The following is a 24,235-nucleotide window of genomic DNA, read 5'->3' as shown; positions in this document are numbered from 1 at the left end:
ACTGCCTTCGGCACTAATTAATTTCTGAATCTATTTATTTTTATTTAATTCAGAGTTGATTTTAAAAATAGTATACTGTCAGCCAATTCAGAAATCTTTCAGCATTAACTTAGCCATTCACTTTATAATCTTGGAAATTGCCAATTTGCCATATGGATACTTAAAGCAGTTTTAGATTTTTTTGCTTAATATCGTGATAGGTTCTGTTAGATATTGAATAAACCTCTTTCTAAATAACTTTGGTTTGTTCAACTTATGCTCATTACTTCAGTTTAAAAAATTATTGAGCTTCATTTTGTTAAATTGGTGCTTTGTCCTGAAGGTAATAAACAGAAGAAAAAGCAAACGAATCTTGGACAATAAAAGCACCTTTGAGGTCCTTCTACTCATCATTCCAATTAGCTCATTTTTTGTAATTTACTTTTGTCGTCTAAGCCAGAATTAAACCTCTATTAGATTCTTTAAGTTTATGTTAGGTTCGATAAATCTGCCAATCTTTTTTGATCATTTGCCAAGAATTTAGAAAATTTTATATCAAGTCAGTTGAAGTTAAGCCCACTGAATTCTTCAAGTGTATGCATAATATTTCCTTGATCAAGTGCTCCATAAAACTATTGGTCTGTCAATTTTGAAATACCTTCAACGAAGGTGGTGATGACATCTTTCAAAATATTTTTCTCAATTGAGACTATGACATCGAAGGGAATGGTCTTTTAAATCCAAAGTTTTATATGAAGTCTGCTAACAATTATGAAAGATTAATTCTTTTATTAAATGGAATTGAGTTTATGCAGCTAAGGAATAACTTTTTTTATTCTTTTACTATTTAGAATTTAACTTCGACTGGATTATTACAAAGATCCTATCTATCTATGAACACATAATTTTCTGTGCGCAGTTGGCATTAAAGATTTATTTTAGTATTAACTTATAAATAAGTAATGATAATTTCATTTAACTATTCAGCGGGTCATTTTTGCGAGATATAAATTGGGGAAAATAGTTTTACATACCATTATTGGATTGTTGTCCGTCTTGTTCTTGTATCCCAGTACCGGAGAATTTTTTATCATTTTAATAATGCCTTATGTTATTTGGATGGTTTTTAGTACTGATGCAAAATATTTACCAGCGTTAATTTTGCATGCTGCTTCTGCTACCACAATAATGCTTGTTATTTCTTTGTCGATAATAGGTTTGTCAATAATAAATTATAATGCGTTTAAACACAAAAAACTAAACAAACCGTTAAATTACTTAATATATCTATCGCCAATATTTGTTTGGTTGGCAATCTATAAAGTATTGGTGATGGGTGAATATATTCCAATTGCCGTAAGTTATATAGGATATTATTTGTCATTTTTCGCTTTTTTTTATGGAGTTTTGATCAGCAAAACTGTTGACAACAGAGTACTTTATTCAATCTATTTTTCGCTATTTGTATTGAGTCTGTCTGGTAACCTTTTTGATACTGATTACCATAGGGTTCAATTTGCCTTCAGTGTTGTAAGTGCGAGTTTGCTAATTTCTCTTGGTTTAAGAAAGTCTATTCCCGGTTCTCTAATCTTACCCGCAATCTATGGAATATTTATTCTATTTTCTGATCCTAAGAATTTAACGTTTACGGTAATATTAATTATCTTTTTGGTATCTCTATTTACAGTTTTATATTATAAAAATAAGAAAGAACTATTGATCAAATCGCTTGGATTAAACTCTTTTTTATTAATTGTCGGAGTCATCGCCATCGGGGTAATAAAGTATGGTGGTGTTTCATTTGCTTATATACCAGATAGTTTTGAAAGCATTAAAAATCTAAATGAATTTATTGATAGGTTCTCCTTTAAACTTTTCTGGGATCGTGCGCCTTACTGGGCTGGCGGCATAGAACAGATCTTATTTCTTAAGCCAATATTACCGGATCCGGCTATTCCAAAGATCACTGCCTTTCTTTCTACCAATCAGTGGCAAAATGTTGACTTTGGTTCTCATTCAACAATTATTGAACTTATTCGAATCTATGGTATAGTTGCAGGAGGTATTCTCGTCTATTTATTAATATCCATTGTTCTCAGGACACGTTCCTTTTTTGTTTTGCCTGGGCATGCTCCTTTACTGTTAGCATTTTCACTGATGTCTATTATTACAACTATTGTTTTAACATTAGCAGGTACTTTTCAATTGCTACCCGAATTCTCACTTATAAGTATGGGCTTTTTAGGCATCTTATATTCAAAATACTTTCAAACTAATGTAAATAATAAATGAAAGTACTATGGTTTTCAAACTCGCCAGCCCTTGGTTCTGAATACCTCAATGAGGGCTTTCAGATTAAAGGAACTGGAGGTTGGATTTATTCACTAAATAAAGAATTGCAGAATCATATTGATTTGTCTGTGGCTTTTCATTACCCATACAAAAAAAGAGAATTTGCAGTGGAGAAAACTAGTTATTTTCCAATTTATACAGGAAATATAATTATTGAAGCATTAAGAAAGAGATTTTTTAATGTTGTTTATGATTTGGAATATACTTTAAAATATTTGAACATAATTAATTTTCTTAAGCCTGATATCATTCATATTCATGGAACCGAAAATTCATTCTTGGGAATTATCGAAAAAACCGAAATCCCAGTGGTGGTATCATTTCAGGGAAATATTAATGTTATCTATCATAAATATCTCTCGGGATTTCATGGAAAATACTTGTCTGAGGGCGATTTGCAATTGAGTTTAAGAGGAATTCTTTTTGGCAGAAGCAACTTTAAGAAGAACATGAATCAATATAAAAAAATGGCGGATATAGAACAATCCCGGATGAAGTTCATAAAACATCTAATAGGCAGAACAGATTGGGATAGAAGGGTGTCAAGAATATTATCTCCAGAAAGTGTTTATTACAGGGGTGGTGAAATATTGCGGGACAGCTTCTATAACAAATGTTGGAATAACATGTACAGGGGGGGGAAACTGATAATTATGTCAGTTACTGGTAATAGTTATTATAAGGGATTCGAAACCGGGGCTCACGCATTAAAATTACTTATTGCTAAAGGTTTTGATGTAGAATGGAGGTTTGCCGGAATTACAGATGAAAGTTTAATTAATAAAATAACAAAAAAATTCTTGGGTGCTGAATATCCGCAAAAAGGATTAAAACTGCTTGGCACACTGAATCAGGAGGAACTTATTGAAAATCTTCTCGAATCACATATATTCATAATGACTTCTCATATTGAAAATAGTCCAAATAACTTGTCAGAAGCGATGATTCTGGGAATGCCCTGTATAAGTACATTTGCTGGAGGTACAAGTTCAATTTTGAAAGACCAAGAAGAAGGAATTCTTATACAAGATGGTGATCCATGGGCAATGGCCGGAGCGGTCATTGAAATGATACAAAATACACAAATGGCAAAAGAATATGGAATAAAAGCAAGGGAAAGCTCCCTTAAAAGGCATGATAAGCAAACCGTAACTAATCAGTATCTTGCTATTTATTCTAAAATTCTGGAAGATAAATCCATTTGAAAATTCTTGTTTTCTGTTGGCAAAATATATTTTTACAGAATACGGCTTCTGCAAATAGACTTCGTTCATTGATCGAACCCTTGGGGGATAGTGGACTTGAAGTTCAAATATGTATATATGGGGGCTATAGTTCATCTGAAGAAAAGAGAACCATGGGTATTTCAGGTAGAGTAAAGGGAATCGATTATGTTTACTTGAATTTAATGACAATACAAGGATTTTGGAAAAAACGATTTATCGGATATTTGGGTGATGTTTTTATTGTTGATTGTTTAGTAAGGAGAATCACAAACTACTTTAATGTGGGAAAAAACATTTTATGGTTTGACTCGAGTTTAGTAAGCTTTCGGGTTGCAGTAAAGCTAAAGAAAAGAAACATATCAAATCTTAAATTATTCTTAGAAATGAGCGAATACCTTGATATCCATGAGTATAATATCAGCAACTTCTTTCAAAGATGGAAAGCCCGAATAACAAAGATATTTTTTGAGAAAAAAGCTTTTTATTGCTTCGATGGAATTGCACTAATGACGGTTGCATTATTCAACCATTATTTAAGATTTATTCCTCCACAGCCAAGATTGTTACATTTGCCAATGACTGTTGATCTCGATAGATTTAAGAAAAATTCCGAGCCTCTTCAATACTTTAAAAAACCTTATATTGCCTTCGTTGGGATAATGAATAACGCAAAGGATGGAGTTGATATCCTAATTAATGCCTTTTCGAAAATTCAACATACTATCCCCGAGCACACCTTATATCTCGTAGGTCCAAAACATTATGATACCCCTGGCCATTTAGAATTAATAAAACGGCTGTCTCTTGAGAATCGTGTGATTTGGACAGGTGAGTACTCCAGGGATCAAATACCGGCAATCATAGATAATGCCGATTTACTTGTTTTACCAAGACCTGATTCAAAACAAGCTCGGGGTGGATTCCCAACGAAATTGGGAGAATATCTGGCAACCGGCAAACCTGTATGCGCCACAAGTGTAGGAGAGATTCCCAATTATTTAAAAAATGGAGAGTCAGTTTATTTTGCTGAACCTGGTTCAATAGACTCATTTGCTGAGGCAATGAGTCGCGCCTTGAATAATTATGATGAAGCTAAAAAGGTGGGTGTCCTGGGGCGGAAAATTGCTGGGCAATACTTCAACAAAACACATCAGAGTGGATTATTACTTGAATTTTTTGAGAAAATGTACGATGGTGTAAGTACTACGTGTTAAGGCATAATCCACTACATATAGTTAACTTTTTTAATTTTTTTGGATGTCTTTAATAAACATTGAGCTTTAAGACTAAAATAAGCTTATTACGTTCTTTTATGTATGGGCATAAAAGTGATAGAAAAATTGTTGTTATCCAATCAGATGATTGGGGAAGTCAGCGGGTTCCAAATATTGATGTTCGGAGCCAATTAATTGCTTTTGGGCTGGATATGGAGTCCAATCCACATCTTAAGTTTGACACACTCGAAAGTTATGATGACCTGGTCTTGCTTGAGGAACTGCTAATTGAAATTGAAAAGAAACATGGGAAAAAAGTAAAACTCACACCAAATTTTGTTTTAACTAATCCCGATTTTAATTTCATTAATAAAAATGAATATGAAAACTATCATTATAAGAGATTCGTTGATTGTTATACCGAAAGAGACAAATCAGACAAAGTATGGCGTAAAGTTCAACAATTGATAGAAGGTGATTGGATTAAACCTCAGTTTCATTGCAGAGAGCATATTAATGTACCTTTATGGTTAGCACAACTGAGAAAAAGGAATCCGTCTTTTCTAAAAGCATTTGAATTAGGTTGTTATGCAATAGATGTAAAGATGAGTAATAATCATCGGGTTAATTTGATGGCGGCTTTTGAATATGAAAACGAAAAGCAGAGAAATTTTGTTGAAAACAGTATTCGCGATGGTCTAAATATGTTTAAGGAGTTATTTGGATATCCTTCTAAAACATTAGTGGCACCTCGGTATGTCTGGAATCCGGAATTAGAAATGGTGTTTAAAGAGAGTGGGATTACCAGCCTTCAGACGTCTTTATTTCAACTTAAGCCAAATCAAATGAACTATCATAAAATATTTCATTATCTTGGAGAGGTGAATAAAGCTTCCGGTCTTAATTATTTGGTTCGGATAGCTCATTTTGAACCAGCTTATTCTGAAAATATTGATTGGGTTCAAAAGACTTTTAGCATTGTAAAATATGCTTTTCTGTTTAATCTTCCCGCTGTCATATCTATGCATAGATTGAATTTTGTAGGCGGGTTGAACGAAGATCAAAGGAAAAGAAATCTCTATTTGTTTAATGCTCTTTTAGAAAAATTAATTATTAACTTCCCCGATGTGGAATTTTTATTTTCGGATGAACTAAGCGAGATTATTTAAGGACAATATGTGTGGAATTAGTGGATATTATAACCGTAAATGCAATTTTGGTGTTCAGCAGCTTGAAAAGTATGTTAAGGTGCTTTCACATCGCGGGCCGGATGGCAACGGTACTTTTTATGATATGAATTCATTTGGTGAAGTCGGGCTTGCCCATACAAGACTTTCAATTCTCGATCTGTCAGAGTCTGGGAAACAACCTATGAGATTCATGCATCTTACGATTGTGCTGAACGGCGAGATTTATAACTTCAGGACAATTCAAAAAGAATTGATTGGGATGGGATACAACTTTATATCTTCGACTGATACAGAAGTGGTATTAAAAAGCTTCCACGCTTGGGGTCTGCGTTGCGTCGATAAATTTAGAGGTATGTACGCTTTTGCAATTTATGATTCTATTATGTCGCAGATCTATTTATGTAGAGATCGTGCGGGTGTGAAACCATTGTATTGGTACAAGGGTGAGGGGTTGCTTATATTTGGTTCTGAGTTGAAGATTTTTTTTAACACTATCGGCTTTGACGCAAGGGTTGATAAGAACAGCCTCAAAACATTCCTTAATTATGGATATGTGACCAATGATAGTACGATATTGAAAGATGTTTTTAAGGCACAGGCTGGAGCTTGGACGATATTTAACCTGGAGAATAACGAAATATCAATATTAGAATACTGGTCATTTTCAGAGTTGTTTGAAATGAAAAAGTATTCTGGTAGTTTTGAAGACGCAGTGGAGGAAGTTGAATTACTAATACAACAATCCTGTGAATTGCGAATGGTTTCTGATGTACAGATTGGTGTCTTTTTGAGTAGTGGTTTGGATAGTTCTTTACTTACTGCGATGCTACAAAAAGAAAGAACTGATAAAGTTAAGACCTTTACGATTGGATTCTCTGACGGAGTTGATGAATCAAAAGATGCTGAAACAATTGCAAATTACTTAGGTACTGATCATACTACTTATGATTGTTGTCTAAAAGATGCAATGGAACTGATTCCGGAATTAGCGAAATTCTACGATGATCCAATTGCTGATATCTCTTGTATTCCGACTATGTTGGTTAGCAAGTTGTCAAGACGTGAAGTTAAAGTTGCGATAACAGGGGATGGTGGAGATGAGTTATTTGGTGGTTATGATGGATTTAAGACAACGCCAGCCTTATTTAATCGCATGAAAAATATACCCTTTAAAAAAGCTATTGGAATAGGTGCAGAGTTAGTTGCAAGACATTTTATAGATCATGAAAATTTCTATTATAAAAAGCTAAATGGACTTAGTAAAACTCTTTTATCACAGAATTTGGACCAAATTTATCAATTTCACATTCTAAAAAGTGGATTGCCTGAAGGAATCATTAATAACCTACTCTTGAATCCCGGAAATATTATACCACATAATCGTAGAAATGTAAAATTGTCAGAAACCCTAGATGATTTATTCATCCTGGGATTTGAAGATATTTTTAGAAATTTACTTTTAGTAAAGACAGATAGAGCAACTATGGCGTTTTCACTTGAAGGACGTGAACCTTTATTAGATAATAATCTAATGGCTTTCGCTGCCTCACTGCCTTTTAGTTACAAAAATAATGGTATGTTAAGTAAAAGACCATTAAGGGAAATCGTTTATAAGTATTTACCAAAGAAAATGATGGATCGTCCTAAAGTTGGTTTTGATTTACCAATATATCAGTGGCTAAAGACAGACTTAAAATTTTTGTTAGAAGACTATTTGGGAACTGAAAATACAAAAAAGGATAAGTATTTCAACCTTGAATATGTACAAAAAATTAAAAAGCAGTTCATTGCTGGTAGTTTTAGATACCCTTCAGTCATTTGGAGACTTATGATTTTTGAAATGTGGCATCGCGAATATTTTTCGTAAAAATCTATTTATTCGTTTTTAATATTTTACAAAATTGTAAATTTGTTCAGTTAATAATCTATATGAATTTGGAATTCAATATTTTGTTTGCTGTCTCCCTATGAAGGTATGGTCAAATCGTCACAATGGTTTTTTATCAAATAATTAACAATTTCTCTTAAAGTAGAGTTACAGAAAAGAAATAGATATAATCTTATATATCTCCACCTTACTATTAATTTTACATACCACATCAAGAATAGTATGTGATATTATGTATATCAATTTCAGAAGAAATTTCCTTTTTCTGATTTTAGCTAATTATAATTACAGCAAGTAAATCCAACCTTATGAACTAAGAACTCATTTGTTTGATTTTGAAGTCAAATTTATCATGCAACGAACCAGAGAATAATATCAGTATAGTGACCAAAGATCTTTTTAGGCAATGGTTCGTATACTTAAAACAAAGACTTCAATTAGTTTATTAAATTTACCTAACTGACTCATGTTAAATCCTCTCCTAACTAGGTGCAAATTAATGAAAAATTAATGCTTTATTCGAAGTCTTTAGCAATAATGAAAAAAAGAAACTTCTTTGGTCTCAATGAAAATTACCAAGTAGAAATTTTATTACATTATATTCATTATAACAAAAAAAGATTAAAAGTTAATTATATTAAACAATTCTAAAGAATCATTTAATTTGCTGCATTCAGGATTTTTTTCAAACACTAATATAGTTGATGACTGTAGAAATTAAGTGTAATATTAAATTTTATACAGATAAGACTTGATTTTATAACGAAAACTTAAATTACCCATAACCAATATAGCCACAATAATTTTGAATATAAGTTTTAAGTTCTATTCTCTAAAAACAGTGCGCTATGGTCCCCTTTTCAGGCCATTGCGAAAAATGCTAAAGTATTTATTTGCTTTAGTTCTTTATCCGCTTGTGATACGAAAATGGTCACTACCCCAGGTAGCATCGATAGATGAAACTCTTGATAATTTAATCCATTATAAATCCAGTATTGCAAGATTCGGAGATGGTGAATTTTTGTATATGGTTGACAAATTGAATCTACCATTTCAATCTTATAACGAACGATTATCAGAGATATTGAAACTTGCACTTTCTTCAAATATCTCTGGTTTGTTAATTGGTCTGCCAAGTGGTTATCATTCACTAAACAATCTCACTTTTAAGAGTAAAATTGTATGGCGTAGTCATATTGCATGGACATACCCAAGGGTAAGTAAACTATTAAAACCTGGTAAAAGATACTTTAATGCAAGTTTTACAAGATTTTATATTGAGGTAAAGGATAAATCTCGTTCAGAACAATACATTAATAAAATAAGAAAAATTTGGAACAATTTAGATGTTCTTTTAATTGAAGGTGAGAAGTCAAGGCTTGGTGTGGGGAATAATCTCTTTAATAACGCCAACTCTGTTTCAAGGATTCTCGCACCTAAGCACGATGCTTTTGATAGGTTTGATGAGTTATTTGCGGCAGCAATGAAGTATGGCCAAAATAAAATTACACTTCTCGCCTTAGGTCCGACCGCCACTGCATTGGCTTATTCTTTGGCATTAAATGGAAGAAGAGCAATTGATGTTGGGAATGTTGATATTGAATATGAATGGTTATTAGCAAGAGTAACAAAAAAAACCAAAATAATTGGAAAATATACAAGTGAAGCAAGCGGAGGTAGGGATGTCGAAGATATTGCTGATGAGAAGTATGATTCACAAATTATCAAAAAAATTATTTGAAAAAGAATAGAATTATTTTTGTCACAACATGTTTAGCCATGGGAGGAGTAGAAAGAGCTTCTGCAAACATTGCCAATGGTCTATCTAATGCAGGATATGAAGTTATATTATTGACAATCTTTAAAAGACCTCACTTTTTTCAATTGAATTCTGAAATCATTCTTTTAGAGCCAGAAAATTTTAACAAGAAATCAATAAATTTGTTCAAATCAGTGGTCTGGATAAAAAAAAATATATATATATACAAGCCAGATCAGGTTATAGCTTTTGTTAAACTATATAGTGCTATTACAGCGATAGCTCTTTTAGGATCCAGAATTCCTTTATACATATCAGAGAGATCAAGTCCATTATACAGATGGCCATATCATGTTAATATCTTTTGCAAATTAGCGTTTTGGTTAAGGCCACCAGAGGGCGTGTTATCACAAACGAAAATAGCGGCTGAATCACACAAATTATATTACCGGAATTCAAAAATTCATATATTGCCTAATGCAATACGGGACGTTAAAACATTTCCTGAAATAAAGAGGGAAAAAATGATATTGGCAGTTGGCCGAATTAAAGATTATTTGAAAGGTTTTGATATATTATTGAACGTTTTTTCACTTTTGGAGAACAAAGATTGGGAATTACTTATAGTAGGTGGCGACGATGACGATGATGATAAAAAACTTAATGAAATTGCAGTAGCACTAAAAATTAAGCATCGTGTTAAATTTCTGAGAAAGACAAACAATATTGACCTATATTTCGCTCGATCAGGAATCTTCGTAATGTCGTCACGGAGTGAAGGGTTCCCTAACGCACTTGCTGAGGCTATGGCAGCTGGTTGTTGTTGTGTAGCATTCGATTTCATAGCTGGCCCGAGAGATATCATAATTGATAAATATAACGGGTATATAGTACCAGATGGAGATATAAATGAAATGACGTATAAGTTAGATTTTTTAATTAAAAACGATGAGATTAGAAGAAAAATTGGTGAAAAAGCAATGGATATTATGGATAAATTATCAATTGATAGTATATCAAATAAATTAGTAAAAATAATTAATGACGATAAAAATAGAAGTTCTATATGACAAAATATACACATACGATTGAAAAACACAACTTAGAATCGCCGCGTAGAATAGTCAATCATATATTACCACAGATAAATTGTCAATCTGTAGTTGATGTAGGATGTGGTTTAGGTACCTTTCTTCGCGTTTTTAAGGAGATGGGTGTAAATCAAATACTGGGTATTGATGGTAATTGGTGTAAAAAAGATTTACTATTTGAGAATATTAGTAAAGATGAATTTCTTGAACTAGATTTAGAGAAAAATATACAACTAAACAAAACATTCGATTTAGCAATCTCATTAGAAGTTGCTGAACATTTATCAAGCGAAAGAGCAGAAAGTTTTATTAAGGATTTGTGTTCGTTGAGTAATACAATTCTCTTTTCTGCAGCAGTCCCCTTCCAAGGAGGCGATCATCATCTAAACGAAAAGCCATTATCTTATTGGATTAAAGAGTTTAATAAAAATGGATATGAATGTCATGATACCATCAGACCTATTATCTGGGACGATGAATCTATATTTTGGTGGTACCGTCAGAATACTGTACTATTTAAAAAAGCTATTGAATCCAACAATATTACTAATAATGTTAAGCTACCAATAGATATTATACACCCTGAACTCTTAAAAGTTATATCTAATCCTAAGGATAAAAATGCAATTAAAAGACATCTCAAAATATTGTTTCGTTCTATAACAAATACTTAATTATTATGTTGATTAGTGTAATTGTCCCTGTATATAATGTTGAAAACTATCTTAATGAATGCATAGAAAGTATAATAAATCAAACTTTTAAGAATATTGAAATAATTCTTATTGATGATGGTTCCAAGGATGGATCTTCTGCTATTTGTGATTCATTTGCAGTTCTAGATGAACGCATAATTGTTGTCCACCAACTAAATAGTGGATTGTCTGCTGCGCGAAATGTTGGTTTAACACTTGCAAAGGGTGATTATATTGCTTTTGTAGATTCCGATGACTATCTAAATATTAATACATTAAGTGAGGCTAACTCAGTAATAAAAAAATATCATTGTGATATAGTTTTTTGGTCTCGTATTAAAGAGTATAAAAATAGAAGTGTGAAAGTTCCTGCAATTTCTACTTTAGATGAATCTATTCTATTTGAGGGTAGTAAATTGGAGATTTTAAGGAGAAGAATGTTTGGATTAATTAAGGAAGAATTAAAAACTCCCACAAAAACTGATGCGTTTATTTCAGCATGGGGTAAATTATACAAACGTGATATTATATTCCAAAATAATTTAACATTTTTACCAACTCAGGAAGTTGGGAGTGAAGATGTTTTTTTTAACATTCAAGCATTTTTCTATGCTCACAGGATAGTGTATTTAAACAAATATTTCAGTCACTACAGGATGTATAATCCTAATTCTCTAACAAAGCATCATTCTAACACCTTGTATGTGAGATTAAAAAGTCTATATAGTTATATTTATGGATTTGTATTGGAGAAGAATTTAAATGAAGAGTATGAAACAGCATTACGAAATAGATTTTCTTTGTGGATAATAAATAATTGCTTGACTATAACAAGTTCAAGATACGAAGCATCTTTAGCAAAAAAAATAGGAGATCTTAATAAGATATTGAATGATAATCTTTATAAAGAGTGTATTTCTAGATTAAGTTTAAGATATCTACCAGTAGTTTGGAAGATTTTTTTCTTATTTGCAAAAAACCGAAAGCCGCTACCTTTAATTATATTGACTTATATATACAGAAGACTTAATTCTTTGAAAAGCAGCATCTCGTCTATATTTATTTTCTTCTCGTGATTAAAAAATTAGTAGATAAAAAAGAAGATTTATAAAATCTAATGGAATTTATAAATATTTTTCCTATTGTATCTGAACAATATATTTTTGTTTGAAGATAATCTATAAATTCGATGATATAACTACTTTAGTTTTTGTATAATGAATTCAAATAAAATAAAGATTATAAGAATAACAACGATTTCAGCCACCATGAATGTTATTCTAAAAGGACAGTTAGAATATTTAAATCAATATTATAAAGTAATCGGTATTACTGCAAAATACTTAAATTATTTTGAGGAAATTATTATTCGAGAAGGAATAAAATTATATGATGTTGAGATGACAAGAAAAATTACACCAGTAAAAGATTTGCTGGCAGTAATGAAGCTAGTTTCTATTATTATGAGGGAAAAACCTCTTTTAATTCATACGCAAACACCAAAGGCTAACCTATTGGCTATGCTTGCAGCTTTCATATGTCGCACTCCAATCAGAATTCTTTCTATTGTGGGGATGCCTGCTTATAAAGATTACGGTATACGAGGTTGGTTCCTACGTAATTTAGATTTGCTAAGTTATTCGTTAGCTACGAATGTCTACCCAAATTCATGGGGACTTTACCATTATTACAGTAAATGGAAAGTTCTAAGTAAAAAAATCGGAATGATTGGTAATGGAAGTTCAAATGGAATTGATCTAAATTACTATAATCCAAGTAGAGTCAGCATTGAAAAGCTTGAGAAGATTAGAAGAAATACCAGGTTAACAAAAATGGACTTTGTTTTCTCATTCATGGGGAGGGTGGTTAATGACAAAGGCGTTAAAGAGTTGTTGGAGGCATTTTTGTCATTTTGTGAGGACCAAAAGTATTTGAACTGCAAGCTATTAATCATAGGGCCTCTGCGAGAAACAGATGATCCAATTCCAAAATACTATCAAGATATTTTGATAAATCATCCCAAAATACGATTTGTTGGTTTGCAGCGTGATGTAAGACCCTTTCTTCTATTGAGCAATACATTTGTTTTTCCTAGTCATAGAGAGGGTCTGCCGGGGTCATTAATTCAAGCTGCTGCAATGGGCTTACCACTAATTGCGACTAGGATATTGGGGAATGAAGAAATCATTGAATCAGTTGGGGGATTTTTGGTACCGGTAAATGATAGATTTTCTCTTGCTGAAGCAATGAAAAAGACATATGAAAAATATAGTTGCCAAAAAGAATTAGAAAATAAAAGTCGAGAGAAAATAGCGCAATTATATGATCAAAAGAAATACTGGGAATATTTGAAAAATGAGTATGAAAAAGTAATTAGGGATAAAAATAATGTCCAAGGAAAACATTCGTAGCAATCTAAAAAATATTATTGGATTTGTATCTAACAGGAAGATTGTTGTAATTGAATCTGATGATTGGGGAAGTATAAGAACAAGAAGTAAGACGGATTATGATAGAATGTTGTCATTGGGTTTGAACTTAAATGGAAATCCTTACACGAAGTATGATTCCTTAGAGTCAAACAACGATTTGGAGCGATTATACGATACTCTGAGTGCAGTAAAAGATAAGTATGGAAATTATCCCGTCTTTACACCAATGTATATTATGGCTAATCCTGATTATAAAAAGATTAAAGACGATGATTTTCAAAATTACCATTATGAACACTTTTTTGAAACTTGCAAAGATTATCCTTGTCATGATAAGGTAAAGCAACTTATATTAGAAGGAATTGGTAGTCATATCTTTGTTCCAGCATTGCATGGAAGAGAACATTTAAATGCACCGAGATGGTTACGAATCTTAAGAAGTAATAATGAAGGAGCAATTGTTCAGTTTCAGCACAGATCAATAGGGGCCGATTCATTTAAGGGTGTTCCTATTCCAATGTATTTGGGAGCATTTGATCCAGAGTTGCCTGAAGATACTTCTTTTATAATGCAATCATTAGTTGAAGCCTGTAAGATGTTTGAAAACTCATTTGGATATCGCCCCAAGCATTTTATTGAGCCAGATGAATTTGGCACCAAAGAGTTGGAAAGCAAAGCTCACGAATTAGGTATTAGATTTCTTTTGAGAGCTAAAGTTACCAAATATTCGAATTATTATAATAAAAAGACTAGACCTTATTTTCATTGGATTGGTAAACGAAATAAATTTGGTCAAGTTTATCTTACCAGAAATTGCACTTTTGAACCACATAGACCTCTAAATTTGTCCAATGTCGTTGACTCCTGTCTCGCAGAAATTGATTCGGCATTTAAGTGGAAGAAGCCTGCTGTTATTATTTCGCATAGGTCCAGTTATGTTGGATCAATAAGTGAAAAAAATCAAATTAATGGTCTTAAACAATTGAAAGAATTACTTGAATCCATAGTGAAGAACTGGCCCGATGTTGAATTCATGACTTCAATGCAGTTGGGTGATTTAATAAATCGGAAAAACGATTAAAACTTCATTTTGGAAAAATTCAGTGGAAGAGTACTATTTAATATTGAATAAATGATAATAGTTAACTGTGCCATTGTATTGCATCTTGTTAATATAATTATGCTGCCAAATTGAGATAATAATTGGTTTGTAATTCGGTGACCCTAGTCAATCAGTCTTCAGGATATCTAATGATTGACATTGCCAATAGATTCGTTAAGTCAAATTATACTGTTCGTTTAATCACTGGTTCTTTGAATGTTGGTTCTGATCTACTTGATAAATCAGCAAAAATAACTAAAATTTGTAGTTATAATAGAAGTTCCCTTGTGACACGTATTTTAACTGGGTTGCTTGGCTTCATCCAAATTATTTATTTATTAATTTTAAGGGGTGGCAAAGGAAGATGGTTGGTGGTATCAAACCCTCCCTTTTCTATGCTGCTGCCTTTGCTAACTAAAAGAAAAGTAGAGTTGATAGTATTTGATTTATATCCAGATTTGTTGATTGGTCTGAAAATATTTTCTTCACGATCATTAGTTTTGCGAATATGGTCGTGGCTTAATAAATGCGCTTATAATAGAGCTGAAAGAGTAATTACGATAAGTAATTCCATGAAGAATGAAATACAGAAATATTGTATTCAAAAAAGAATTGAAATGATTCCGCTTTGGCCTGATTTTAACTATAATGGAATATTATGTAAATCAGAGAATCCTTTTCTAGTAAAAAATAAATTACAGGGGAAGTTTATAGTGATGTATTCTGGTAATATGGGCATTAGCCATTCTTTGAACGTCATATTTGATATAGCAAAAATAGTCTTGAATACAAATGTGCATTTTGTGTTAATTGGTAAAGGTTCTGAAAGAGAAAGACTAAAAAAAAGAATTTTGCAGGAAAATATAACCAACATTCAAATATTGCCTTTTGAGGATTCATCAGAACTACGTTTTTCATTATCAGCTGCTGACATTGCTATTATAAGTCAGCAGAGTGGGATCTCCGGGTTTTGTTTTCCGAGCAAATTGTTTAGGTTTTTAGCTGTTGGTGCAGCACTTTTATGTATCACAGATGAAAATACAGAGTTAAGGGAGTTTACAGAATTGTACTCTCTTGGGAATAGCTTCTCGATTGACCAAGTAGAAGAAATAGCGAATTTTATAGCTGAATTAAGTAGTGATGACAGTAAATTAGCCAAGTTCAAAAAAAATGCCTTTAAAACATCCAAATTATTTAACAAAGAATATTTAACACCATTGTACGTGCAATAATAGTATATAATTGCAATCAAGCGTATGAAAAATAATCTCTATATTATTTTATTTAAAAGAATCTTTGATTTTTTATTCTCTTTAACTCTTATTTTACTAATATCACCTTGTTTATTATTGTTAATTTTTCTTTTGTTCTTCTCAAACAGGTTTAATGTTTTCTTTGTCCAGAGCCGTCCTGGTAAATACGGCAGAATCTTTAAGCTTATTAAATTCAAGACTATGACAGATGAAAAAGATGCAAATGGCAACTTACTCCATGATTCACAAAGATTAACGAAAATTGGCAAATTTTTACGGTCAACTTCATTGGATGAGCTTCCTCAACTTATAAATGTTCTGAAGGGTGATATGTCATTAATTGGTCCCCGTCCTTTACTGATTAAATATCTTCCACTTTATTCTGCCAGGCAAGCGCGTAGGCATGAGGTTAGACCCGGAATTACTGGTTGGGCGCAGGTAAATGGAAGAAATGCCATTAGCTGGCAGGAGAGATTTGATCTGGATGTTTGGTATGTTGAGAATGTTTCCTTTTTTTTGGATATGAAAATTCTGTTATTAACGGTATTTAAGGTAATTAAGCGTGAAGGGATTTCATCCTCAACATCGGTAACGATGGAAGCATTCAGGGGAAATGATTAATCTATGAAAGAAATTGCTATCTATGGCGCCGGTGGCTTTGGTAAAGAAGTAGCATGTATTTTAAACAAGATTAACGAAATTTCACCTGTCTGGAAACTTATAGGATATTTTGATGATGGAATAGCACCTGGTGAGCAGATTTCTCACTTCGGCAAAGTGATTGGGGGCCTGAATAAAATTAATGCCTGGTCATCTCCTTTAAATATTGCCTTTGCGATAGGTAATCCGCAAATACTGCGAAAGCTGGTAAGCAATATTACAAACCCTAATATAAGTTTTCCTAATATTATTCACCCTGATGTTTTTTTTGCAGATCCCGAATCTTTTAAAATAGGTGTTGGGAATGTTTTCGTTCGGGGATGTTCATTTTCATGTGACGTGTCTGTGGGTGATTTTAATCAAATGAACAGCATCTCCTCTCTTGCGCACGATTGTAAACTCGGGTCATACAATGTGCTTATGCCATTAGTGCGTGTTTCCGGCGGAACTGAGATTGGAGATTGTAATTTTTTTGGGATCAATGCAATTATCCTTCAGAATGTCAAAATAGGTATAAACACAAAAATCGGTGCTGGGAGTATGGTGGTGAGAAAAACTAAGGATAATAGCTTTTATATAGGTAATCCGGCCCGCCGGGTTGATTTATAAGGATAATAAAATGCCAGTTTTCAGATATAACAACATTCGAATTGCAGGTATGGCAAGTGCCGTACCTAAAAATATTGTCAGGCCTGAAGACTTCAAATCGCAGTTTGGTGATGCTGAAGTTGATAAATTTATGGTAATGACTGGAATTAAAGAGACACGCAGAACCTCTGAATTTCAGACTGCTTCTGACCTGGGTTACACTGCAGCTGATAAACTGCTTTCTCAAAAGAATATTGATAGGAATGAGATCGGAGCTCTTGTATTTGGCAGTACAAGTCCTGATTACAGAAGACCTGGAACGGCATTTGTAATTCATAAAAGGCTTGGACTTTCTGTTGAAACAGCTGTCTTCGATCTTGGTCTTGGCTGCTCCTCATTCATCTACGGATTTCAGGTAGTTGCCTCAATGATGAATTCTTCAGATATAAAGAAAGCCATACTTATTGTTGGTGATACCGCTTCTAAGACAACTTATCCAAAAGATCGGGCTTCAATTATGCTGGTTGGGGAAGGTAGTGTTGCAGTGTTGATGGAAAAATGCGATCATTGCAGTCCTATTGTTTCGCTGACACGCTCTGATGGGAATGGATACAGATATCTTATAGTACCAGGTGGTGGTTACAGAAACTTAAATGCCAACAGGGAACCGGAAATTTGTGCCGATGGAAATGAACGGACATTGCATCATTCTTTTATGCAGGGTACATCAGTTTTCACCTTCACGATCAGTGATGTGCCGAAACTCATTAAAGACTATTTAAGTATCACGCAAACTTCAGTTGATAATTACGATAGTTTCGCATTTCATCAGGCGAATCTGTACATACTGAAACAGATTGCCCGGAAAGTTAAAATTCCGGAGGATAAAATGCCAATCACGTTAGGAAAATTTGGTAATACGTCAGGTGCGTCTCCGGTTATTACCCTTTGTGATACTTATGCAGGGACACTCGGTAAAAATATTAATGCTTTCTTTTGTGGATTTGGTGTGGGACTTTCATGGGGTGCGTTTTCAGCTATAATTAATACAGACGATATACTTCCAGTCATTGAAGATGATTCAGTTTTTGAAGAAGGAATAATCAGTTCTGTTAAGGATTTATAAAAAGAGGATAATATATTGGTCACGAATATTTTAGATTACATCGAAAATTCTGAAAAAAGAGTTCCTCACAAAGTAGTTTTTGCTGAGGAAGAAAAGCAGGTTACTTATTCTGAGTTGGTGGATTTTGGCAAGAGAATAGGAACTACACTTCTAAAAGCCACTGGAAATGCAAAGAGAAAACCGATTGTGGTTTATGTTGATCGGAATCTTGAAAGTCTTGTTTCCTTTGTAGGTGTCGCCTATAGCGGTAATTTTTATGTGCCTATTGACAAGCAGATGCCCAAATCCCGGATCGAACTGATTCTTCAAACGCTTAAACCAATCGCAACGGTTGTTTTGGCATCTGAAGTGGAGTTTTCTCGAAGTATAGCCCCCGGATTAGCGACCATCGTTTATGAGGAGGCAATTAAAAATCCGGTAGTTGCTGAGGATGAATTGGCTAGGATTAGGCGATTTTCGGTAGACACGGATCCCATCTATGCAACATTTACTTCAGGTTCAACGGGAATTCCTAAAGGAGTAATTACCTGTCAGCGATCAGTTGTAGATATGACAGAAGCACTAGTGAGTACTTTTAATTTTGATGAAAATATCATTGTTGGTAATCAAAATCCATTCTATTTTGATGCATCAATTAAAGACATATATTGTACCTTGAAATGCGGTGGTACAATGTACATCATTCCGAAATCATGTTTTGTGTTCCCGGCAAAACTAGTTGACTATCTGAATAAATATCAGATAAATCTCATTTTATGGTCAGCAGCTGCCATAGCACTGGTTGCGAATACAGGAGCATTTGAGCTGGAAAAGCCATCCTCCTTAAAAAAAGTCATGTTCTCGGGTGAAGTAATGCATAATAAAGTTCTTAATTACTGGCGTAAGACGCTTCCTGAAACCATGTTTGTAAACTTGTATGGGCCTACCGAAATTACTTCTGTCTGTTCATATTTTATTGCGGATAGACCATTTGGAGACGATGAACCCTTGCCGATCGGGATGCCATTTAAGAATACCGAAATTCTTTTGCTGAATGAGAAGAATCAGCCGGTAACAGGTGATGAAATAGGTGAAATCTGTGTTCGTGGGTGCTGCTTAGCCCTGGGCTATTACAATAATCCGGAGAAAACGGCTGAGGCCTTTTGTCAGAATCCTCTAAATGACAGCTACCCTGAAAAGATTTACCGTACTGGGGATCTTGCCAGATATAATAGCGAGGGTCAGATCATGTTTTTATCGAGAAAAGATAATCAGGTAAAACATATGGGGCAAAGAGTTGAACTTGGTGAAATCGAGTTGTTAATTAATTCCCTGGAATTGATTGACGCCTCAATCTGTTTTTATGATCATGATAAGCAGAAAATTGTTCTTATATTTCAAGGGGAGGACGCTGACAACAAATATATCATCAACTCCATTAAAGATAAGTTCCCGAAGTATATGTATCCCAATATTATGATAAAACTTGGGGAGATGCCATATAATCTGAATGGTAAAATAGATCGTACATTATTAAAAAATCAGTATAATAATGGTGAATTATCCTGAATTAGACAAGGTTTTTAAATGAAACTGATAGAAAATGAAGAACAGCTGGATGATTTATTTGAGCGTTACTTTATCAAAAAGACGCAGACCAATAATTATCTTTTAGCTGATTCTTATCACACACTAATCAGAGAGCGAAAGCTATATTATACTGATTCGGAATCGAATTGTGCCTTGTTCCTGCAGAAGGATGATTTTTTCCGAATGTATTACTTCATTAATAATGTTGAGGAAATTCTCAATATTGGCATGGGCTTGCCCGTGGTGATGGAAATAATTTATCGTGGAGAGAACAATTATCCAAAGAGGATTATTGATTATTGGTTAAATTGTGGTTTTGCAAATCATCTTACACGTGTAAATATGCAAGGTGTTTATGATAAATTAGAGTTGAGTTTTGAAGAATTTGAGAGCTTTACTATTAAGTATGCTGAATCTGCTTTTGAGATAGAATATGCGAAGAAGATTATTGATGCAACACTTGATAAATACACCGGAGATATTCTGAGTATCATAGAACTCAAGCAATATGCTGATAACAACTGTTTGTTAATTGCTTATGATGGCGGTCAGCCGGCAGGAATTTTGCAGTTTGAAATCAAGCATGGCGTGGTTTGGTTGGGACATATTTGCGTTGATTCTGATTTCAGAGGAAAGGGTATCGCAAAAAAACTGGTATCACGGTACTTAAAAGATAACTTTACTTCCATTCCCTCACGCTATCAGTTGTGGGTACTTAATAATAACTTACCGGCCCTCGAGTTATATCGAAAGTTCGGGTTTACATCTGCAAATAAATTTACGACATCTCTGATAAAAAGGTAAAAATTCTTAAAATCTATGGACAAACTGATCGAAATACTGACTGATATAAGACCTGATGTTGATTTTGCAAATGAAGAGAAATTAATAGACAATGCAGTCCTCGACTCATTTGATATTGTTTCTATAATATCTGTTTTAAATGATGAATTTGACATTTCAATAAGGGTAAATGAGCTCGGACCTGAAAATTTTAACTCTGCAGGGGCGATTATGAAGATGGTTGAAAGACTACAGCAGAAATAATGCTTGAGAACCCATTTGTTCTAAGGAATAAGAGTGTACTTCTGGTTGGCGGTTCAGGCAGTACTGAGTCCTCGATTGCTAAAAAGTTGCTTTCGTTAAAAGCACAGGTGCTTTTATTAAACAATTCAGACAGCCAGGATGGTTCGAACTATGTACTTAGAACAGAGATTGCGGCAGATTTCGCGGAATGTGATTTTAAGAATAATTCTGAATTCGAATCAGTTATTAAAAACATTTCTGAAAAGCATGGTCCATTGCATGGGGTGGTGTATTGTTATGGGATTGGTGGAGTTCGACCAGTTCAGTTGACAAAACAGAAATTTGTGGAAGATATGTTTATCGCAAATGTTTTTGCTTTCATTGAACTGTTAAGAATAATCAGCAAAAAAAATATACTAATGGAAGGAGCATCAATAGTTGCTCTCTCCTCTGTTAGCAGCATCAGGGGTTTAAAGTCCAAAATTGCTTATTCTGCCTCAAAGGCAGCTTTGGATGCTGCTGTTCGCTCAGCAGCAGCCGAATTTGGGGTAAGGTCAATTCGGGTCAACTCCATTCAGAAAGGCTGGGTGTCAACAGATATGCAGCAGGACTTTATTCAGAATAATATGGCATTGTCCGGCGATTCTGATTTTTCAAAGCAAATCTTAGGTGTAATTGAGCCGGAGGATATTGCCAATGCAGTAGCTTTTCTATTAAGCAATGGATCAAGAATGATTACTGGTACAGCACTTGTTCTTGATGGGGGATACACAATTTGAAAGAAATATATGCATGCTGAATTAGCGGGTAAAACAATTCTGATCACTGGAGCTGCTGTAGGTATTGGAAAATCTGTTGCAGTGATGCTGGATTCTTTTGGTGCAAAGCTAGCTCTTGTTGATATTGATCTTGAAAGTCTTTTGCAGCTTAAAAAATCATTAAAAAACGATTGGCATACCGTTTATCAATTCAACTTTAAAGAAATTCATCAGATTGAAAGTTTGGTCAGTTCGGTGATTCTTGAAAACGGTAAGCTGCATGGATATGTGAATTGTGTGGGGATCAGGTCCCGCTCACCATTGTCACTCTTAAAGCCGGATAAGATTGCAAATATTTTAGGTATAAATTTTGGGGCTGTGATAGAAATGGTGAGGTGTTTGTCCCAGCGGAACCGGTATCAGGATGGCATGAGTATCGTTTCGGTATCCTCAATTGCTGCAACCCGTGGAAGCGCGGCAGTTACTGCTTATTCTGCCTCAAAAGCGGCAGTAGATGCGGCTTTCCGCTGTCTGGCTGTTGAACTGAGTTCTAAAAATATTCGGTTAAATACTGTAATGCCGGGTCAGACAAATACTCCTGCCTACTCTGATTTGATGAAACTTGCTGCTTCAGGGGAGGATCCAGTGTTAAAGAGGCAGTTTTTGGGTTTGGCTGAGCCTGAAGATATTGCCAATGTTATTGTTTTTTTGCTGAGTGAAAAATCAAGGTTTATTACCGGAAGTAGTATCCCGGTTGATGGGGGATTTTTAAGTAGTTAATTCTATTATTGAAAAAAAGGTTACATATGTCTAACGAAGAAAAAATAGCGTTACTTGAAGATTCTTTTGAACTCGAATCTGGAACATTATCAGAAAATACCGCTCTTGATCAAATTGAGACGTTTGATTCGCTGGCGAAACTAACTCTTATTGTTGTTTGTGATGAGAACTTTAATAAAAAACTCACCGGCGAACAAATAAAAGAATTTAAGACTATCAAAGACATTCTGGATTTCATGGGCTAATGCCTGCAGAATACAAAGTTGAACAAATCAGGAACAGAAGTTTTACTTCAAATTGTTATCTGATCACAAATGATACACTGCGAAGAGCATGTCTGATCGATATTGGGGATTTTGAGTGTGTTGCTGCAAAGTTGAGTTATAACTTCGAAATTTCTGATTTATTCCTCACTCATTATCATTATGATCACATTTGGGGGATAAACGAATTAGTTGATAAGTACCCGAATTGCAGGATAATCACCAATGAACATGGCTTGGAAGGCCTTCGATCCGCAAAGATCAACCTATCCTTCTATCATGAATCTCCGGTTTACTATAATCGGGGGAATGTTTCTCTGGTTGATCATAATTCTGAGGTGAGTATTTTCAATAATTGCTCTGTAAAAGTTCATTATACTCCTGGTCATAACCCAAGTTGCCTTACATATAAATTAGACTCTTATATCTTTACAGGCGATGCCTATATCCCCGGGATAAAAGTTGTGACAAAACTAAAGGGAGGGGATAATAGGATAATTAGTGATAGTTTGCAAATAATCAGAAATTTGGTGAGTGAAGAAAGCTATATTTGCCCGGGGCATGGTGATATAATTAGAGGGGAGAACGCTCTCAATGATCCTGTGCTAGTTCAAAAAACAGGGATTAAAAATTTGCTGAAAGCATGAGCGATTTTTTATTTATTGGAAAGGATGCTGTAGTATTTCCTTTGGCAAAGATTGTTTTTCCTGAGACAGTATTCATAGATGACCATGCTGTTGTAAGTGATTTTTGTTTTATCCTTGGCAAAAAGTTTGTTAAAATCGGTAAGTATTCGCATCTGGCACCTTATGCAATGATAACCGGTGGTGGAGAGGTGTATATTCAGGATTTCGTAGACATTTCTTATGCGGTAAAAATCATTAGTGGGACTGATGATATATTTGGCGATTCCTTGTTTACTCCCTCAGTTCCCGCGAATCTACGAAAGGTGAAAAGATCGACAGTTGAAATCAATAATTTTGCATTTATAGGTGCCAATTCTCTCATTTATCCCGGTGTCAAAATTGGCGAAGGAGCAATAGTAAATCCAGGGACTATTGTCAGGAAAAATCTTGATTCTTGGACAGTTTATGATGGTCAGGAGTGCCTTCCTGTAGGTAAACGTAAGTACAGGGAGGAAATTATTCGTAAAGCCGAGCAGCTTGTTGAACTGCGAAAGAAATAAGATGTTTCTGGAACCTAAACATTACGGACAGGACCTTAACTATTATTGAAGAATTAACTGATTGGATTTTTATTGCCATTAAATTCATCATCAGTCTT

General features: G+C 34.0%; 23 protein-coding genes. All 23 read left to right on the top strand.

Going from position 1 to position 24,235, the window contains the following annotated elements; genetic code table 11:
• The first annotated feature begins 990 nt into the window (after nt 1-990).
• On the top strand, nt 991-2,271 hold the full coding sequence (locus HRU80_15455; GenBank protein ID QOJ30194.1) for a hypothetical protein: 1,281 nt from the start codon (nt 991-993) through the stop codon (nt 2,269-2,271).
• A complete protein-coding gene (locus HRU80_15450; GenBank protein ID QOJ30193.1) occupies nt 2,268-3,536 on the top strand; it encodes a glycosyltransferase in 1,269 nt (422 codons plus the stop codon). Before HRU80_15455 ends, HRU80_15450 begins: the two co-directional genes overlap by 4 nt.
• Nucleotides 3,533-4,771 (top strand): glycosyltransferase, encoded by a 1,239-nt coding sequence (locus HRU80_15445; GenBank protein QOJ30192.1) that lies wholly within the window; start codon nt 3,533-3,535, stop codon nt 4,769-4,771. The genes HRU80_15450 and HRU80_15445 overlap by 4 nt, the downstream gene beginning before the upstream one ends.
• Before the next feature lie 59 nt (nt 4,772-4,830).
• Entirely contained in the window at nt 4,831-5,940 is a 1,110-nt protein-coding gene (locus tag HRU80_15440; protein ID QOJ30191.1) for a hypothetical protein, read from the top strand.
• A 7-nt stretch (nt 5,941-5,947) separates the two neighbouring features.
• Nucleotides 5,948-7,828: an asparagine synthase (glutamine-hydrolyzing) gene (gene asnB, locus HRU80_15435; GenBank protein QOJ30190.1), complete on the top strand. Its 1,881-nt coding sequence runs from the start codon at nt 5,948-5,950 to the stop codon at nt 7,826-7,828.
• 898 nt (nt 7,829-8,726) lie between these two features.
• On the top strand, nt 8,727-9,590 hold the full coding sequence (locus HRU80_15430) for a DUF1792 domain-containing protein (protein ID QOJ30189.1): 864 nt from the start codon (nt 8,727-8,729) through the stop codon (nt 9,588-9,590).
• The gene (locus tag HRU80_15425) at nt 9,587-10,678 is read left to right on the top strand and encodes a glycosyltransferase (GenBank protein ID QOJ30188.1); all 1,092 of its coding nucleotides are present in this window, start codon (nt 9,587-9,589) and stop codon (nt 10,676-10,678) included. Before HRU80_15430 ends, HRU80_15425 begins: the two co-directional genes overlap by 4 nt.
• On the top strand, nt 10,675-11,373 hold the full coding sequence (locus tag HRU80_15420) for a class I SAM-dependent methyltransferase (protein QOJ30187.1): 699 nt from the start codon (nt 10,675-10,677) through the stop codon (nt 11,371-11,373). Before HRU80_15425 ends, HRU80_15420 begins: the two co-directional genes overlap by 4 nt.
• A gap of 5 nt (nt 11,374-11,378) precedes the next feature.
• Nucleotides 11,379-12,470, top strand: coding sequence for a glycosyltransferase family 2 protein (locus HRU80_15415; protein ID QOJ30186.1), 1,092 nt, complete (start codon nt 11,379-11,381; stop codon nt 12,468-12,470).
• Nucleotides 12,471-12,611: 141 nt separating this feature from the next.
• On the top strand, nt 12,612-13,805 hold the full coding sequence (locus HRU80_15410) for a glycosyltransferase (GenBank protein ID QOJ30185.1): 1,194 nt from the start codon (nt 12,612-12,614) through the stop codon (nt 13,803-13,805).
• Nucleotides 13,783-14,907: a hypothetical protein gene (locus HRU80_15405; GenBank protein QOJ30184.1), complete on the top strand. Its 1,125-nt coding sequence runs from the start codon at nt 13,783-13,785 to the stop codon at nt 14,905-14,907. Before HRU80_15410 ends, HRU80_15405 begins: the two co-directional genes overlap by 23 nt.
• A 170-nt stretch (nt 14,908-15,077) precedes the next feature.
• On the top strand, nt 15,078-16,160 hold the full coding sequence (locus HRU80_15400; GenBank protein ID QOJ30183.1) for a glycosyltransferase family 4 protein: 1,083 nt from the start codon (nt 15,078-15,080) through the stop codon (nt 16,158-16,160).
• Nucleotides 16,161-16,184: 24 nt separating this feature from the next.
• Nucleotides 16,185-16,802, top strand: a complete 618-nt coding sequence (locus HRU80_15395; protein QOJ30182.1) for a sugar transferase — start codon at nt 16,185-16,187, stop codon at nt 16,800-16,802.
• A gap of 3 nt (nt 16,803-16,805) precedes the next feature.
• The gene (locus HRU80_15390) at nt 16,806-17,450 is read left to right on the top strand and encodes a serine acetyltransferase (GenBank protein QOJ30181.1); all 645 of its coding nucleotides are present in this window, start codon (nt 16,806-16,808) and stop codon (nt 17,448-17,450) included.
• A gap of 10 nt (nt 17,451-17,460) precedes the next feature.
• Nucleotides 17,461-18,555 carry a ketoacyl-ACP synthase III gene (locus HRU80_15385; GenBank protein ID QOJ30180.1) on the top strand — a complete coding sequence of 365 codons (1,095 nt, stop codon included), beginning with the start codon at nt 17,461-17,463 and terminating at the stop codon, nt 18,553-18,555.
• Nucleotides 18,556-18,570: 15 nt separating this feature from the next.
• Complete coding sequence (locus tag HRU80_15380) at nt 18,571-20,103, top strand: amino acid adenylation domain-containing protein (GenBank protein QOJ30179.1); 1,533 nt, start codon at nt 18,571-18,573, stop codon at nt 20,101-20,103.
• Nucleotides 20,104-20,121: 18 nt separating this feature from the next.
• Nucleotides 20,122-20,928, top strand: a complete 807-nt coding sequence (locus HRU80_15375; GenBank protein QOJ30178.1) for a GNAT family N-acetyltransferase — start codon at nt 20,122-20,124, stop codon at nt 20,926-20,928.
• A gap of 15 nt (nt 20,929-20,943) precedes the next feature.
• Nucleotides 20,944-21,171, top strand: coding sequence for an acyl carrier protein (locus HRU80_15370; GenBank protein QOJ30177.1), 228 nt, complete (start codon nt 20,944-20,946; stop codon nt 21,169-21,171).
• Nucleotides 21,171-21,929, top strand: a complete 759-nt coding sequence (locus HRU80_15365; GenBank protein ID QOJ30176.1) for an SDR family oxidoreductase — start codon at nt 21,171-21,173, stop codon at nt 21,927-21,929. The genes HRU80_15370 and HRU80_15365 overlap by 1 nt, the downstream gene beginning before the upstream one ends.
• A 9-nt stretch (nt 21,930-21,938) precedes the next feature.
• Nucleotides 21,939-22,688 (top strand): SDR family oxidoreductase, encoded by a 750-nt coding sequence (locus HRU80_15360; GenBank protein ID QOJ30175.1) that lies wholly within the window; start codon nt 21,939-21,941, stop codon nt 22,686-22,688.
• Nucleotides 22,689-22,714: 26 nt separating this feature from the next.
• Nucleotides 22,715-22,933, top strand: a complete 219-nt coding sequence (locus HRU80_15355) for an acyl carrier protein (GenBank protein QOJ30174.1) — start codon at nt 22,715-22,717, stop codon at nt 22,931-22,933.
• Nucleotides 22,933-23,598, top strand: a complete 666-nt coding sequence (locus tag HRU80_15350) for an MBL fold metallo-hydrolase (protein ID QOJ30173.1) — start codon at nt 22,933-22,935, stop codon at nt 23,596-23,598. Before HRU80_15355 ends, HRU80_15350 begins: the two co-directional genes overlap by 1 nt.
• Nucleotides 23,595-24,137: an acyltransferase gene (locus tag HRU80_15345; GenBank protein ID QOJ30172.1), complete on the top strand. Its 543-nt coding sequence runs from the start codon at nt 23,595-23,597 to the stop codon at nt 24,135-24,137. The genes HRU80_15350 and HRU80_15345 overlap by 4 nt, the downstream gene beginning before the upstream one ends.
• Nucleotides 24,138-24,235: the final 98 nt, after the last annotated feature.

It is taken from the genome of Ignavibacteriales bacterium (assembly GCA_015709675.1).
Classification (GTDB): domain Bacteria; phylum Bacteroidota; class Ignavibacteria; order Ignavibacteriales; family Ignavibacteriaceae; genus H2-BAC3.
The sequence above is the reverse complement of the archived record's forward strand: the minus strand, read 5'-3'. Positions and strand labels throughout refer to the sequence as shown.